The organism is Janthinobacterium sp. HH104, assembly GCF_001758715.1.
Taxonomy (GTDB): domain Bacteria; phylum Pseudomonadota; class Gammaproteobacteria; order Burkholderiales; family Burkholderiaceae_D; genus Janthinobacterium; species Janthinobacterium aestuarii.
The window spans coordinates 284,700-299,829 of sequence record NZ_LRIB01000034.1; the positions used below are offsets into that span (position 1 = coordinate 284,700).

The window sequence follows — 15,130 nt, forward strand, 5'->3', positions numbered from 1 at the left end:
GGTTACACAGCCACGGCCCGCTCCAGCATCGCGTGCAGCAGCACGTTGCAGCCCGCTTCCAGGTGCTGGGGTTTGGCGTCCTCGATTTCATTGTGGCTGATGCCGTCCTTGCACGGTACAAAGATCATGCCGGCCGGCGCCAGCCGGGCCGCGTAGATGGCGTCGTGGCCCGCGCCGGACACCACGTCCATCACGGAGTAGCCGAGTTTTTCCGTGGCGTTGCGCACGGCGCCCACGCAGTCGGGGTGGAAAGGGCATGGCGGGTAGTAGGACACCCTTTCCAGTGAAATGCCCAGGCCCGTCCTGTCGCGCGTGGCGTCGATGAAGGCCGTGATTTCGCCATGCATGGTGTTGAGCAGTTCGTCGTTCACATTGCGCAGGTCGATGCTGAATTTGACTTCGCCGGGGATCACGTTGCGGCTGTTCGGGAACACCTGCACCATGCCCACCGTGCCGCGCCCGTACGGCGGGTAGCGGTTGGCAATCGCCACCACTTCCTGCATGATGGTGGTGGCCACCTGCAGCGCATCCTTGCGCAGTCCCATGGGCGTGGGGCCCGCATGCGCTTCCATGCCCGTCACCACACAGTCGTACCACGACAGGCCCATCACGGCAGGCACGACGCCAATCACCTTGTCCGCATCTTCCAGCACGGGGCCCTGTTCGATATGCGTTTCAAAGTAGGCGCCGATCGGATGGTCGCCCGGCACCTGCTCGCCCTTGTATCCGATGCGCGCCAGTTCCTCGCCCACGGTTTTGCCTTCCGTGTCTTTCGCTGCATACGCCGTTTCGAGCGAAAAGGCGCCGCAAAATACGCCGGAACCCATCATCACGGGCACGAAACGCGAGCCTTCCTCGTTGGTCCAGAAGGCCACTTCGATGGGCGCCTGCGTCTTGATCTTCAGATCGTTCAGTGTGCGCACCACTTCCAGTCCGGCCAGCACGCCGTAGTTGCCATCGAACTTGCCGCCAGTCGGTTGCGTGTCGATATGGCTGCCCGTCATCACGGGCGGCAAGGTGTTATCTACGCCGTCACGGCGCATGAAGACATTACCGATCTGGTCGATCGTGATGCTCATGCCCGCTTCGCGCCCCCAGCCCACCACGAGGTCGCGTCCCTGCTTGTCCAGGTCCGTCAGGGCCAGGCGCTTGACGCCGCCCTTCGCTGTCGCGCCAATCTGCGCCAGCTCCATCAGGGCCGCCCACAATCGTTCGCCATTGATACGCAATGCATCCATCGTCAACTCCTTATGCTGTCGTGGCGGAAAAGGCGGGACGCTCGATATAGCGCCCGGCCCCTTCGACGGCCATCAGTTCGCCCTGGTGAAACACCACCTTGCCGGCGGCAATCGTGGTGCTGGGGATGCCGCGCACGGTGCGCCCTTCGAAGACATTGAAGCCTCCTTTGGCGAACTGCGTGGCGGCGGAAATGGTGCGCGTGCCCTGCGGGTCCCACAGCACGATGTCGGCATCGCTGCCTGCGGCGATGACACCCTTGCGCGGATACATATTGAAAATCTGCGCCGCATTGGTGGAACTGACCTTGACGAATTCGGAAGGCGTGAGCATGCCGGAATTGACGCCAGCGTCCCACACGACGGCCATGCGTTCCTCGACGCCGCCGCAGCCGTTCGGGATGCGCGTGAAGTCGTCCTTGCCGGCCGCCCTCTGCTCGGCGCAGAAGGTACAGTGGTCGGTGGCCGTCGTGTGCAGGTTGCCGCTTTGCAGGCCGTGCCACAAGGCCGATTGATGGTGCTTGCCGCGAAACGGCGGGCTCATGACGTGACCCGCCACGTAATCGAAATCATTGCTCTGGTAGACGCTGTCGTCGATCACCAGGTGGCCCGCCAGCGCCTCGCCATACACGCGCTGGCCGTTGGCGCGCGCCCGCGTGATGGCGTCGAGCGACTCGGCGCACGAGACGTGCACGATGTACACGGGGGTATTGAGGACATTCGCAATGGCGATGGCGCGGTTGGCCGCCTCCGCTTCCACGGCCGGTGGGCGCGACAGCGGATGCGCCTGCGGTCCGGTGATCCCCTTCTTGAGCAAGGCTTGCTGCAATTGAAAAACCAGCTCGCCGTTTTCCGCATGCACGGTGGGCAGCGCCCCCAGTTCCAGCGAACGGGTAAAGCTTTTCACCAGGGTTTCATCGTCGGCCATGATGGCGTTTTTATAGGCCATGAAATGCTTGAAGCTGTTCACGCCATGCTCGCGCACGAGGGTGCCCATCTCCGCATGTACCTGCTCGCTCCACCATGTGATCGCCACGTGGAAGGTGTAGTCGCCGGCCGCCTTGGCCGACCACTCGCGCCATTGGTGATAGGCCTCGATCAAGGATTGCTTCGGCGCGGGAATGACGAAGTCCATGATGGTGGTGGTGCCGCCTGCCAGCCCCGCCGCCGTGCCCGTGAAAAAATCGTCGGACGTTACGGTGCCCATGAAGGGCAAGTTCATGTGCGTGTGCGTGTCGATCCCGCCCGGCATCACGTACAGGCCGCCCGCGTCGATCACGGTAGCCCCTGCCGGTACCGCCAGGTTCTCGCCGACGGCGGCGATGATGTCACCCTCGATCAGCACATCGGCGCGAAACGCGCGGTCGGCGTTGACGACGGTACCGCCACGTATCAGTGTAGTCATCTTGTCTCCTTCAGTGATTACGACTGCGGCGCCTGCTGCACGTGCGCCACGGCCTTGCCCTTCATCATGACGCCGTACACGACGGCGGCGATGGCCACGCCCACGAACCAGGCGTAGGTGTAAATGGTTTTGAAGCCTTCGGCCACGTTGGGAAACGCCGTGGGAAAGGCCGCGTTCAAAAAGCCCGGGATGTTCGGCAGCACGGCGATGACAAAGGCGATCAGCGCCGCCATGTTCCAGCCATTGCCATATGAGTAGACGCCGTCGTCGCGGTACAGCTGCTTCACATCAAGCTGCGTCTTGCGCACAAAATAATAGTCGACGATGAGGATGCCGGCGATGGGTCCCAGCAGGGCCGAGTAGCCGATCAGCCACGTGAAGATATAGCCCTGCGTCGACTCGAGCACCTTCCACGGCATCATGACGATGGCGATGAAGGCCGTGATGTAGCCGCCCATCTTGTACGAAATCTGCTTCGGCGCCAGCGAGGAAAAATCGTACGCCGGGCCCACCAGATTGGCCGCCAGGTTGACGCTGACCGTATCGATCAGGAGAATGATCAGGGCGATCAGCACGGCGGCGCCCGTCATGCGGCTGGCCAGGTCGACAGGGTCCCAGATGGCCTTGCCGTACATGACGACGGAACCCGCCGTGACGATCACGGCCAGCATGGCCAGGAGGCCCATGGGCACGGGCAAGCCGATCGACTGGCCGATCACCTGGTCGCGCTGCGTCTTGGCGAAGCGTGTGAAGTCGGGGATGTTCAATGCCAAGGTGGCCCAGAAGCCCACCATGGCCGTCAGCGATGGCCAGAAGACGCTCCAGAACTGGCCCGCCTTTTTGCCACCGGGGATGAACTGCGATGGCTGGTCCAGCAGGCTGGCCACGCCGCCCGCCTTGCTGTGCACCCAGTACAGCAGCACGAAGCAGATGAGGATTTTCAGCGGCGCCGTGTAGGTTTCGAGCTTGCGGATCGATTCCATGCCATGCAGGATGTAATAGAACTGGATGGCCCAGAAAGCCAAAAAGCACAACAACTGGCTGCCGTTGATGCCCAGGCCTGCGATCTTCTCGCCGCCCAGTTCATGGCCCACCAGCACGCCCATCAGGGTGTAGATCATCTGCCCGCCGAACCAGGTCTGGATGCCGTACCAGCCGCAGGCGACGATGGCGCGCATCAGGGCCGGCAAGCGCGCGCCCATGGTGCCGAACGAGGCGCGCGCCAGCACGGCATACGGGATGCCGTACTTGGTGCCAGCATGGCCGATCAGCAGCATGGGCAGGAGCACGATGGCGTTGGCGAGAAATACCGTGAGCACGGCCTGGTAACCGGACATGCCGCTGTCGATCAAACTGGCCGACAGGGTGTAGGCGGGAATGCACATCACCATGCCGACCCACAGCGCGGCAAAGTGATACCAGCGCCAGGTGCGCTGCGCCGCCGTGGTGGGCGCCAGGTCTTCATTCCAGAGTTGCGTGTTGCCTGAATAGTCGTGGTTCACAGGTATGCTCCATCGGTTGGGAGGGGATCGGTTTTATAGAAACGGCGCGACCTTTAAGTCAATCTAGCTTACCGCAAAGGCCGGCCGCTGTTTACAAATAAAACGCACGCAATAAGCGTGCCCTATGCCGACTCCGCCAATGCCCGAGGGTTGCGCGGATCCTGCGTCCAGTTCATGTATGGCTTGCCTGTCGTCTGCGGCACCATCGTGATGCAGCCCTGCACTGGACAGGTGATTTCGCACAGGTTGCAGCCCACGCATTCATCCTTGATCACCTCATAGGTGCGCGTGCCGGCGGCGTCGATCAGCTGCGCAATCGACTGGTGCGACGTGTCTTCGCAAGCCACGTAGCACTTGCCGCATTTGATGCAGTCGTCCTGGTTGATCTGCGCGATCACCTGGTAATTCATGTCCAGGTATTTCCAGTCCGTCGTGTTGGCCACGGCCTTGCCGGAAAAGTCGCTGATGCGTTCATAACCCTTTTCATCCATCCAGCGCGACAGGCCATCCTTCATCTCTTCGACGATGCGGAAACCATGCAGCATGGCGGCCGTGCACACCTGCACGCAGCCCGCGCCCAGGGCGATGAATTCGGCCGCGTCGCGCCAGTTGCCGATGCCGCCGATACCGGAAATGGGCAAGCCGCGCGTCTGCGGATCGCGGGCGATTTCCGCCACCATGTTCAGCGCGATCGGTTTGACGGCAGAGCCGCAATAGCCACCGTGCGTGCTGGCGCCGCCCACGATGGGCAAGGCGACCATGCGGTCCAGGTCCAGCGAGGTAATCGAGTTGATCGTGTTGATCAGCGAGACGGCATCCGCGCCGCCCGCCTTGGCCGCGCGCGCCGGCATGCGCACGTCCGTGATGTTGGGCGTGAGCTTGACGATGACGGGCAAGCGGCTGTGCTTTTTGCACCAGGCGGTGACCATCTGCACGTACTCGGGCACCTGGCCCACGGCCGCGCCCATGCCCCGCTCCGGCATGCCGTGCGGGCAGCCGAAATTGAGTTCGATGCCGTCCGCCCCCGTCGCCTCGACCTTGGGCAGGATGTCGGCCCAGTAGTGTTCTTCGCAAGGCAGCATCAGCGAGACGATCATGGCACGGTCGGGCCAGTCCTTCTTCACCTGCGTGATTTCGCGCAGGTTGATCTCCAGCGAGCGGTCGGTGATCAGCTCGATATTGTTGAAGCCGACCACTTCGCGGTTCTTGCCGTACAGGGCGGAATAACGCGACGAGACGTTGACGGCGGCCGGGTCTTCGCCCAGGGTTTTCCACACGACGCCGCCCCACCCTGCTTCGAACGCGCGCACCACGTTGTAGGCCTTGTCGGTCGGCGGTGCGGACGCCAGCCAGAAGGGATTCGGCGCCTTGATGCCGCAAAATTCGATGCTGAGATCAGCCATTATGCAGCCTCCACTTTATTGAACAAATCGGAATGGATGGCCAGTGCGGCCAGCTTGCCATGCTGGACGGCTTGCACCGTCAAGTCCTGCCCCGGCGCCACGCAATCGCCGCCCGCATAGATCCCCGGCAGCACCGTGCGAAAGCCCCCATCGACGGCGATCTTGTCGCCTTCACGTTTCAGCAGCGACGCCATCGGGTCATGCAGCACTTCCGTGTCGAGGCTCTGGCCGATGGCCTTGAAGATGGCGTCGGCCGCCACGTCGAACGTTTCCCCCGTTCCCGCCAGACGCGTGCCCTGCATGGCCGTTTTTTCGAAACGCATGCCGGCCACCTTGCCGCCAGCGTCGAGCAGCACTTGCTGCGGCTGGGCCCACGTCAGCATGCGCACCTGGTTCGCCTTGGCGATTTCCTGTTCATGGTGGGTGGCCGTCATGGCGTCGAAACCGCGCCGGTAGACGAGCGTGACTTCCTCGGCGCCCAAGCGCTGGATCTGCACGGCCATGTCGATGGCCGTATTGCCGGCGCCGATCACAATCGCGCGCTTCGGCACGGGCAGCGCGGCCAAGTCGTCCGCCTGGCGCAGCGCGGCGATGTAATCGACGGCGGCCAGCAAGCCCGGCGCATCCTCTCCCGTCAAGCCCAGCTTGCGGCTGGCGCCCAGGCCCAGTCCCAGGAAGACGGCGTCGTACTGCGCGTGCAAGTCGCGCAGCTGCACGTTCTCGCCCAGCGCCTGGCGACATCGGATCTCGATGCCGCCGATGTCCAGCAGGAAGTCGATTTCCTTTTGCGCGAAATCGTCCGTCAGCTTGTACTTGGCGATGCCGTATTCATTGAGGCCACCTGCCTTGTCTTCCTTTTCAAAGATCACCACGTCGTGGCCCAGCATGGCCAGGCGGTGCGCACACGACAGGCCGGCAGGGCCCGCGCCGACAATGGCAACGGTCTTGCCCGTGGCGGCCGCCCGCTTGAAAGGGTGCTGTGCAAAATGCATGTGGTCGACGGCGTAGCGCTGCAAGAGGCCGATCTTGACGGGCTGGCCTTCCGCGTCGTGGTTGCGCACGCAGACGTCTTCGCAGAGGATTTCCGTCGGACAGACCCTGGCGCAGCTGCCACCCAGGATGTTCTGTTTCAGGATGCCGGCGGCGGCGCCGTTGATGTTCTTGTCGTGGATATTGCGGATGAAGCTGGCCACGTCGATTTCCGACGGACAGATGCGGCTGCACGGCGCGTCGTAGCAATACAGGCAGCGGGCGCTTTCGATGGCGGCCTGGCGCGCCGTGAGCGGCGGCGCCAGGTCCGTGAAATGGTCCGCCAGTTCTTCATTGGGCAGGGCGGGATGGGGCAAATAGTTCAAAGACTCGATCATCGCGTATTCCTCTTGTTATGTGCGGCCGGCTTGTGATTTGAAACCCTTACTTCATCTGGGGAAAAGCAAATTCCACACCAGCGCTTGCCGTGTTCGGCCAGCGCTGCATCACGGCCTTGTGGCGCGTGTAGAAACGCACGCCTTCGGGGCCATACGCGTGGTGGTCGCCGAACATGCTGCGCTTCCAGCCGCCGAAACTGTTGAAGGCCATCGGCACGGGCAAGGGGATGTTGACGCCCACCATGCCGACCTGGATCTGGCGCACGAATTCGCGCGCCACGCCGCCATCGCGCGTATAGATGGCCACGCCGTTGCCATACTCGTTGGCGTTGATCAGTTCCACCGCGTGCACCACGTCAGGACAGCGCAGCACGCACAGCACGGGGCCGAAAATTTCTTCCTTGTAGATGTTCATGTCGCGCGTCACGTGGTCGAACAAAGTACCGCCGACAAAGAAGCCGTTCTCGCGGCCCGGCACCACGTGGTTGCGGCCATCGACGACCAGGGTCGCGCCCTGCTCCACGCCCGAGGCGATGAGTTTTTCGATGCGCTGCTTGGCGGCCAGGGACACGACCGGTCCCATTTCCGCACCATCTTCCATGCCGTCGCGCACTTTCAGTGCGGCTGTGCGCGTTGCCAGTGCATCGATCAATTTGTCGCCCGCGTCGCCCACGGCCACCACGACGGAGATGGCCATGCAGCGCTCGCCCGCCGAACCGTAGGCCGCACCGATCAGCGCATCGACCGTCATGTCCATGTCCGCGTCGGGCATCACCACCATGTGATTCTTCGCGCCGCCCAAGGCTTGTACGCGCTTGCCGCTGGCACTGCCGCGCGCATAGATGTATTCGGCGATTGGCGTGGAGCCGACAAAGCTGATCGCCTGCACGACAGGATGATCAAGCAGGGCGTCGACCGTCACTTTATCTCCCTGTACCACGTTGAAGACGCCATCGGGCAAGCCCGCCTCTTTCAGCAGTTTCGCGTGCAGCAGGGACGCCGACGGATCGCGCTCCGACGGTTTCAAGACGAAGGTATTGCCGCAGGCGATAGCGACGGGGAACATCCACATCGGCACCATCACGGGGAAATTGAATGGCGTGATGCCGGCCACCACGCCGAGCGCCTGGCGCATGGACCAGGCGTCGATGCCGCGCGAAATCTGGTCCGTGAATTCGCCTTTCAGCAGCTGCGGAATACCGACGGCAAATTCCACCATCTCGATGCCGCGCGCCACTTCGCCCTGCGCATCGGCAAAGGTCTTGCCATGCTCGCGCGTGAGCATGGCGGCAAAGTCGTCCGTGTGCTGCTGGCACAGCTGCAGATAGCGGAACAGGACACGCGCACGCGTCAATGGCGGCGTGGCCGACCACGAGGGAAAGGCGGCGGCGGCCGCCTGCACTGCCGCGTCCACGTCTTCCACGGTGCCCAGCGCTACCCTGGCCACGGGTTCGCCGAGGGCGGGGTTGTAGACGTCGCCATAGCGGCCACTTTGGGTGTCGACTTTGGCGCCGTTGATGTAATGGGTAATGGTATCGAGATCGTTCATGGTGTTCCTTTTTAACCCCAAGAGCAGAGGCCGGGGTCAGACCCGGCGGGTCTGACCCCGGATGTTGTTTTGTGTTTGCCGTTCAATCGAGATTTTTGAGTACCTTGGCCAGCTTGCCAAACAACTCGTCGACATGCTGTTTTTCCAGCACCAGCGGCGGCGACAGGGCGATTATGTCGCCCGTCGTGCGTATCAGCACGCCGTCGGCGAAGGCCTGCTTGAAGGCGTTGAAGGCGCGTGTGCCGGGCTTGCCGGCGATAGGGGCGAGTTCGATGCCGGCGATCAGACCGATGCTGCGCAAGTCGATCACGTGCGGCAAGCCTTTCAGGGAATGCACGGCGTCGCTCCAATACGCCTGCATGTTTTTCGCGTGGCCCAGGATGTCCTGTTCCTCGAACACTTGCAGGGTCGCCAGCGAGGCCGCGCAGGCGAGCGGGTGGCCCGAATACGTGTAGCCGTGGAACAGTTCGATGCCGGCTGGCGCGTCCATGAAAGCGTCGTGGATGTATTTTTTGCTGAACACGGCGCCCATCGGCACCATGCCGTTGGTCAGGCCCTTGGCCGTCGTCATCAGGTCAGGTTCGACGTCAAAATAATCAGCCGCGAACGGCGTCGTCATGCGGCCGAAGCCCGTGATCACTTCATCGAAGATGAGCAGGATGCCGTGCTTGGTGCACAGTTCGCGCAAGCGTTTCAGATAGCCTTTAGGCGGGATCAGCACGCCCGTGGAACCGGCCACCGGTTCGACGATGACGGCGGCGATCGTCGACGCGTCGTGCAGAGCGACGATGCGTTCCAGTTCATCAGCCAGGTGGGTGCCATATTCGGGCTCGCCCACCGTGTAGGCATTCTTGTCCAGGTTATGCGTGTGCGGCAGGTGGTCCACGCCGGGCAGCAGGGGGCCGAAGGTCTTGCGGTTGCCGCCGATGCCGCCCACGGAAATGCCGCCGAAACCCACGCCGTGATAACCGCGTTCGCGGCCGATCAATCGGGTGCGTGCACCCTCGCCGCGCGCCCTGTGGTAGGCCAGCGCGATCTTCAACGCCGTGTCGACGGCCTCGGAACCGGAGTTGGTGTAGAAGACGTGGCCGAATTTATGCCCCGTGTAGTCCATCAGTTTTTCCGCCAGCTCGAAGGCGGCCGGATGGCCCATCTGGAAGGTGGGTGCGAAGTCCAGCTGGCCCACCATCTCGCGGATGGCGCCGACGATTTTCGGCTGCGCATGGCCGCACGGCACGCACCACAGTCCGGCCGTCCCATCGAGGATGGCGTTGCCATCGACGTCCTTGTAGTACATGCCTTCGGCCGACACGAGCAGGCGCGGGTTGGCCTTGAAATCACGGTTATTCGTAAACGGCATCCAGAATGCCGACATCGATTCCGGCCTTGTTTCGTTCATGACCTTCTCCTTGGGATGGGCTGGCGCGGGGCCAGGATCGTTTTTGACGAAGCGTAAAATAATTTACCAGTTGGCAAAAAGCTGATGTAATAATAGACAGGCCATCCCCAATGGCACAGATACACAAACGGCAAAGTATCCCAACCGTACAGGTCGAAAAACCACTACAGTTTTTGTGTTAAGTAATCTCCGGGAAATTATTGTGAATTTATGACAAACAGAACCGGATGCTATGCAAGGCGCCTGTTGCGACGCAGTGTAAGCACTGCTAGCAGCAGGCAACGCTGCAGAGCGCCGGTTATGGAAGTCAGAAATCACAAGAATTTATTGGGGGTTACTTGAGCAGAAAGGAGCCACCGTGAAGCACAGCGACAGCACAGACGATGCACCCGAGCAAGCCAGTGGCTGGCCCGTGCTCGACATCGACCGCCAGAAGAAGGGCGGCCTGGTCGAGCAGATCGTCATCGCCATCAGCGTCATGGTGGGCAGCCGCGCCCTGCGCATCGGCACGCGCATGCCGTCCGTGCGCCAGTTCGCCCGCTGCAATGGCGTGTCGACGTTTACCGTCGTCGAATCGTACGACCGCCTGGTCAACCTCGGCTTGCTGTCGTCGCGCCGCGGTTCCGGCTATTTCGTCGCGCGCCACGATATCGCCGCCTCGCCGCAGGCCGCCGTGCACGCTAGCCCCACCGCCATCGACGCCCTCACGCCCGATCTGTATTCGGGCGTGTCCGATGCCCTGCCCGTGGGCGCGGGTTGGCTGCCGCCCGAAATGTATGGCGAGGCGACCGTGCTCGATGCCGTGCGCCAGGCCATGCGCATTCCAGCCAGCAGGCTGCGCGGCTATGGCCACCCGCTCGGTTTTCCCTCGCTGCGCCAGCACCTGGCCAGCAGCCTGTCGGAAGAGCTGTTCCAGGTGGAGCCCGACCAGGTCTTGCTGACGCATGGCGCCACGCATGCCTTCGATCTGATCCTGCGCAGCCTGACCAAGCCGGGCGACACGGTGCTGGTGGAAGACCCCGGCTACAGCAATCTGCAGTCGCTGATCCGCCACCACGGCTGCATCCCCGTGGGCATTGCACGCGGCGAGGCGGGCCTCGACCTCGATGCGCTGGCCAGCGAAGCCGCGCGCACGCAGCCCAAGCTGATGTTCGTCAACACGGTGCTGCAAAATCCGCTGGGCACTTCGCTCAGCCAGGCGCAGACGCACCGCCTGCTGGCACTGGCCGAGCAATTCGATTTCTGGCTGGTGGAAGACGATATCTACCGCGAGCTGGCGGCGCGCGGCGAAGCGTCGCTGGCGGCCATGGACGGCTTGCGCCGCGTGATCCGCGTGGGCAGTTTTTCCAAGACCCTGTCGCCCGTGCTGCGCGTGGGGTCGATTTGCGCCTCGCCGTCGCTGGTGGCGGAGCTGGTGCGCGTGAAGATGCTGGCAGGGTTGACGACATCGGAAATCAACGAGCGCGCCGCCTACCATGCCATCTCCGCGCGGCCCTACAAGCGCATGGTGGAACGACTGGTGGCGCAGCTCGACGCGGCCCGCGAGCGCAGCATCGACTGCCTGGCACAGGCGGGCATGGCGCCCGTGGCGCGTCCGCGCGGCGGCATGTTCGTCAGCGCCGGCTGGCCCGACGTGCAGACGCCGGAATGGAATGGCAAGATCATCGCCGACATGGCCTTGAAGGCGGGCATCCTGCTGTCGCCGAACGAATTTTTCATGCTGCGCGCGCCCGAGACGGTGTGGTTCCGCTTCAACGTGGCCTACACCGATACCCCCGTGCTGCAGGCATTCCTGCAATCGATACGCCCACGCTAAAGAACCCGCCATGGCCAGCGACAAAGCCCCTGCCCTTCTTGTGAAAAATGCCGGCGGCCGGCGCCTGCAAAACCGCGACCGCCTGGAAGCGGATATCCTCGAGCAAGCCGTGCGCGCGTTTGCGGAAAGCGGCTATGAAGGCGCGTCGATCGCCACGATCGCCGAGCGGGCCGGCCTGTCGAAGCAAAACCTCATGTATTACTTCCCGTCCAAGCAGCTACTGTACCAGCGCGTGCTCGACGACGTGCTCGACGACTGGCTGGCGCGCATGGACATGCTGGCCAATGCACACGATGAACCGCGCGACGTGCTGCGCGCGTATATCCGCGCCAAGCTGCGTTTTTCGCGCGAACAGCCATGGGCTTCGCGCGTGTATGCGCTGGAAGTGATCAATGGCGCCCCGCTGTACGGCGCGCAGATACGCGACCGGGTCGTGCCCCTGCTGCGCAAGGATATCGCCGTCTTCGAAGCGTGGATCGCGGCCGGCAGGATCGCGCCCGTCAACGCCACGCACCTGATGTTCGCCATCTGGGCCATGACGCAATCGTATGCGGATTTTTCGGCGCAGATGGCCCTGGTGCTGGAACGCAGGCAGCTCACGCGCAAGGATTACGAGGATGCGGAAATCCTGATCGCGCACATGGTGCTGGCGGCCGTGTCCATGCCGCCGGCAAGCGAAAAAAAACCGCCTTGAAAGGCGGTTTCCCGAACAGCGCGAACGTTACGCTGCCGTCTTGCTCTTGCGGCGGCGCGCCATGAAGCCAACCAGGCCCAGGCCGGCCAGCAGCATCGCATAGGTTTCCGGTTCCGGCACGGCCGAGACGTAACCGGCCACGTTGGTGGCGTTGAAATAATGGTTGGCGTTGACCTGGATGTTCGAGGCCCAGTTACCCACCACCACGCTGCCGTTGATCTGGCCATTACCACCGGCCAAGGTCGCCAGCGGCGCCAGGACGCTGCCGTACAGGCCCACGCCGTTCAGGGTGATCGTCTGCGCTTCATAGAAGTTGTACAGCACATTGTATTTGCTGAAATCGCCATAGCCGCCGGACAGGTTCACATTCGTGCCGCTGATATTGAGGATCAGGGTGTCGTTCGTGTGCAGGTTGCTGAACTTGAAGTTGTTCACCCCGCCCAGGGCCGCGGAAGTCAGGTCGAACACTTGCACGCCGCCCGTGCCGCCCTTCAGGGTCATGCCGCCGTAGGCCACGGAGCTGCTTCCCGTGGATGCCACGTTCGCCAGTGAGGCCGAAGTATTTTTCAGCTGGGTCGAGGTCGAGGCAAACGATACGGGTGACGCCGTCGTCTTGGTCGCCGTGTTCAGGCCCACGCTGCTCGTCGTCGTGCTGCCGCCCACAAAGTAATTGCCGTTCTTGATAGAACCGGAGCTGTAGTTCAGGTTGCCGCCAACGACCAGCGCATAGCCGGTATTACCGTGCGTGACGTAGGCGTCCTTGTTCTTGTCATTGACGGAATAGTTCGATGCCGTCAGATTGCCGGCCACCAGCACGCCGCCTTCGACATCGCTGCCGGACGCGCTGAAGTTGCTCAGGGAATATAAATTAGCGCCACCGATGCCCAAATCGACAACACCGGCTTGCGCGGCGCTGGCGGCAAACACGGTCGACAGAACGAGTACGAATGATGATTTAGGCATGATTGACATTTTATTTCCAAAAAGAAAATTAACTTGACGCCAGAATATCATATCCATTGACTTTGATATGTCGCAAACCAACAACTTTTGTAACAATAATGCAAACATAGTTGCTCAATGAGAATCATTCTTCTATCGCCGCCCGGAGAACGCGTTAGCCGTCCCGATGACGCTTTGAACAGACGGGCAAACAGCCGCCTGTTCTGCACTTTCAATATTGCTTAGAAGCGCAGCCAACTTGGTGATACGATCGCGGCAGCGCCAGACCAGGCCGGCCCACAGAGTACGAAATCATAAGGATGAAGCACGCATGAAACGATTGTCCCTAGGCGCACTGATGCTGGCATATGCCTGCGGCGCGCACGCCGATGTGTTTAACATGATCGACAACCAGCCGCTCAGCGAAACCTGGCTCAACGCGGGTTTTTATTCGTATCACTTTCAGCGCGACAAGAACCTGAACGACAGCAATCCGGGCCTGGGCGCCGAATACCGCTTTTCCACGGTCGCGTCGGTCACGGCTGGCCGCTTCTACAATAGCGACCGCGCCTACTCGAATTACCTGGGCGTGTACTACCAGCCGATCAAGGTGGGCCCGCTGCGCATCGGCGCCGTCGTTGGCGGCTTCAGCGGCTATCCGAAGATGCGCGATGGCGGCTGGTTCCCCGCCCTCGTCCCAACCATCAGCTATGAATACCAGCGCGTGGGCGTGAATATCGCCATCGTGCCGTCGTACAAGGACCGCCTGTATGGCGCGCTCAGTTTCCAGCTGAAACTCAAGGTATTCGAATAGCGGCTTGTCCCGGCCTGTCGCCGTTCGCTCCGCCATTCCTGCCATTCGTCGCATACGCGATGCGCGGCAGCAAGATTTTTCATATAGTGGCCTCATTGCCAGCATGCATACGGCAGCGGCACCCACACGACAGGAGAACGGCATGAAAGACATCAATTCGGCACCGGGCAGCACTTCCTTCAGCGCTTTCTGGAACGAGCTGTGCGCTTACACGCGCCAGGGCATGGCAGCCTTGCGCGCCATGCCCTGGCCCATGCTGCTGGTATGCTGCCTGGGCCTGGCGTTCCTGATCACCATCTTGCCGCTGGCCATCATGCTGTTTGCCCTCGTCATGCTGCTGAAATGGGCAAGCAACAGCGACGATGCCGGCGCAGACGAAAAAGTGCCTGGCTCGCAGCAGTCGCCGCAATAAAAATTTGTGTCGTGGCAAGAGGACAATGATTGTTCTATGGCACTATGGATGGGCGCAGCACTGACGGGCGTCAAGCCCATCCCCATGGATGGCAGGGATATGGAACGCCATGCAGGATCCATGATCGAAGCTACTCCCCCACAGCCATAGGAGTTTTCTGATGACCACGACAGCAAAAGCGACAGCAGCGACGACCATTCCCTGCCTGCGCTACCGCGACGCGCCCGCCGCCATCGAATGGCTGTGCAAGGCGCTCGGCTTTGAAAAACAATTGATCGTGCCTGACGGTAACGGTGGCGTCGCCCATGCGCAACTGAGCTTTGGCAATGGCATGGTCATGGTGGCGCCCGCCATCGACAGCGACTATGGCCGCCTGATGAAACTGCCCGGCGACATCGGCGGCGCCAACACGCAAAGCTGCTACCTGGTCGTCAGCGATGCCGACGCCGTCTACCGCAGCGCGCGCGAAGCGGACGCCGAAATCGTGCTCGACATCAAGGATGAAGATTACGGCGGACGGGGCTTTACCTGCCGCGACCCGGAAGGCCACATCTGGAGCCTGGGCACCTACGATCCATGGTAAAACGGAGAA

Annotated in this window: 13 protein-coding genes; 5 read left to right on the top strand and 8 right to left on the bottom strand. The window is 62.1% G+C overall.

The window, feature by feature from the left end; translation table 11 throughout:
• Window positions 1–2 precede the first annotated feature (2 nt).
• The 7 genes from JAB6_RS14715 to JAB6_RS14745 form a co-directional block, all read right to left on the bottom strand.
• Window positions 3–1,238 (bottom strand): Zn-dependent hydrolase, encoded by a 1,236-nt coding sequence (locus JAB6_RS14715; protein WP_034754578.1) that lies wholly within the window; start codon window positions 1,236–1,238, stop codon window positions 3–5.
• Between the two features lie 10 nt (window positions 1,239–1,248).
• Window positions 1,249–2,640 (bottom strand): dihydropyrimidinase, encoded by a 1,392-nt coding sequence (gene hydA, locus JAB6_RS14720; protein ID WP_070303408.1) that lies wholly within the window; start codon window positions 2,638–2,640, stop codon window positions 1,249–1,251.
• A 17-nt stretch (window positions 2,641–2,657) separates the two neighbouring features.
• The gene (locus JAB6_RS14725; RefSeq protein WP_070303409.1) at window positions 2,658–4,142 is read right to left on the bottom strand and encodes an NCS1 family nucleobase:cation symporter-1; all 1,485 of its coding nucleotides are present in this window, start codon (window positions 4,140–4,142) and stop codon (window positions 2,658–2,660) included.
• Between the two features lie 122 nt (window positions 4,143–4,264).
• Window positions 4,265–5,545: an NAD-dependent dihydropyrimidine dehydrogenase subunit PreA gene (gene preA / locus JAB6_RS14730; protein WP_070303410.1), complete on the bottom strand. Its 1,281-nt coding sequence runs from the start codon at window positions 5,543–5,545 to the stop codon at window positions 4,265–4,267.
• Window positions 5,545–6,912 carry an NAD(P)-dependent oxidoreductase gene (locus JAB6_RS14735; protein WP_070303411.1) on the bottom strand — a complete coding sequence of 456 codons (1,368 nt, stop codon included), beginning with the start codon at window positions 6,910–6,912 and terminating at the stop codon, window positions 5,545–5,547. The genes preA and JAB6_RS14735 overlap by 1 nt, the downstream gene beginning before the upstream one ends.
• 46 nt (window positions 6,913–6,958) lie before the next feature.
• Complete coding sequence (locus tag JAB6_RS14740) at window positions 6,959–8,461, bottom strand: CoA-acylating methylmalonate-semialdehyde dehydrogenase (RefSeq protein ID WP_070303412.1); 1,503 nt, start codon at window positions 8,459–8,461, stop codon at window positions 6,959–6,961.
• Between the two features lie 82 nt (window positions 8,462–8,543).
• Window positions 8,544–9,860, bottom strand: coding sequence for an aspartate aminotransferase family protein (locus JAB6_RS14745; protein ID WP_070303413.1), 1,317 nt, complete (start codon window positions 9,858–9,860; stop codon window positions 8,544–8,546).
• Between the two features lie 358 nt (window positions 9,861–10,218).
• Here JAB6_RS14745 and JAB6_RS14750 point away from each other — a divergent pair, with 358 nt between their 5' ends.
• A complete protein-coding gene (locus JAB6_RS14750; protein WP_070303414.1) occupies window positions 10,219–11,676 on the top strand; it encodes a PLP-dependent aminotransferase family protein in 1,458 nt (485 codons plus the stop codon).
• Between the two features lie 10 nt (window positions 11,677–11,686).
• Window positions 11,687–12,370, top strand: a complete 684-nt coding sequence (locus JAB6_RS14755) for a TetR/AcrR family transcriptional regulator (protein ID WP_070303415.1) — start codon at window positions 11,687–11,689, stop codon at window positions 12,368–12,370.
• A gap of 27 nt (window positions 12,371–12,397) precedes the next feature.
• Here the strand turns inward: JAB6_RS14755 and JAB6_RS14760 are convergent, their stop codons facing one another.
• The gene (locus JAB6_RS14760; RefSeq protein WP_070303455.1) at window positions 12,398–13,333 is read right to left on the bottom strand and encodes a choice-of-anchor A family protein; all 936 of its coding nucleotides are present in this window, start codon (window positions 13,331–13,333) and stop codon (window positions 12,398–12,400) included.
• Window positions 13,334–13,643: 310 nt separating this feature from the next.
• On the opposite strand from JAB6_RS14760, the gene JAB6_RS14765 reads away from it, so the two are divergent.
• The 3 genes from JAB6_RS14765 (at window position 13,644) to JAB6_RS14775 (ending at window position 15,121) form a co-directional block, all read left to right on the top strand.
• The gene (locus tag JAB6_RS14765) at window positions 13,644–14,126 is read left to right on the top strand and encodes a hypothetical protein (protein ID WP_034754565.1); all 483 of its coding nucleotides are present in this window, start codon (window positions 13,644–13,646) and stop codon (window positions 14,124–14,126) included.
• 142 nt (window positions 14,127–14,268) lie between these two features.
• The gene (locus JAB6_RS14770; protein WP_070303416.1) at window positions 14,269–14,538 is read left to right on the top strand and encodes a hypothetical protein; all 270 of its coding nucleotides are present in this window, start codon (window positions 14,269–14,271) and stop codon (window positions 14,536–14,538) included.
• Window positions 14,539–14,698: 160 nt separating this feature from the next.
• The gene (locus JAB6_RS14775; RefSeq protein WP_070303417.1) at window positions 14,699–15,121 is read left to right on the top strand and encodes a VOC family protein; all 423 of its coding nucleotides are present in this window, start codon (window positions 14,699–14,701) and stop codon (window positions 15,119–15,121) included.
• Window positions 15,122–15,130 lie beyond the last annotated feature (9 nt).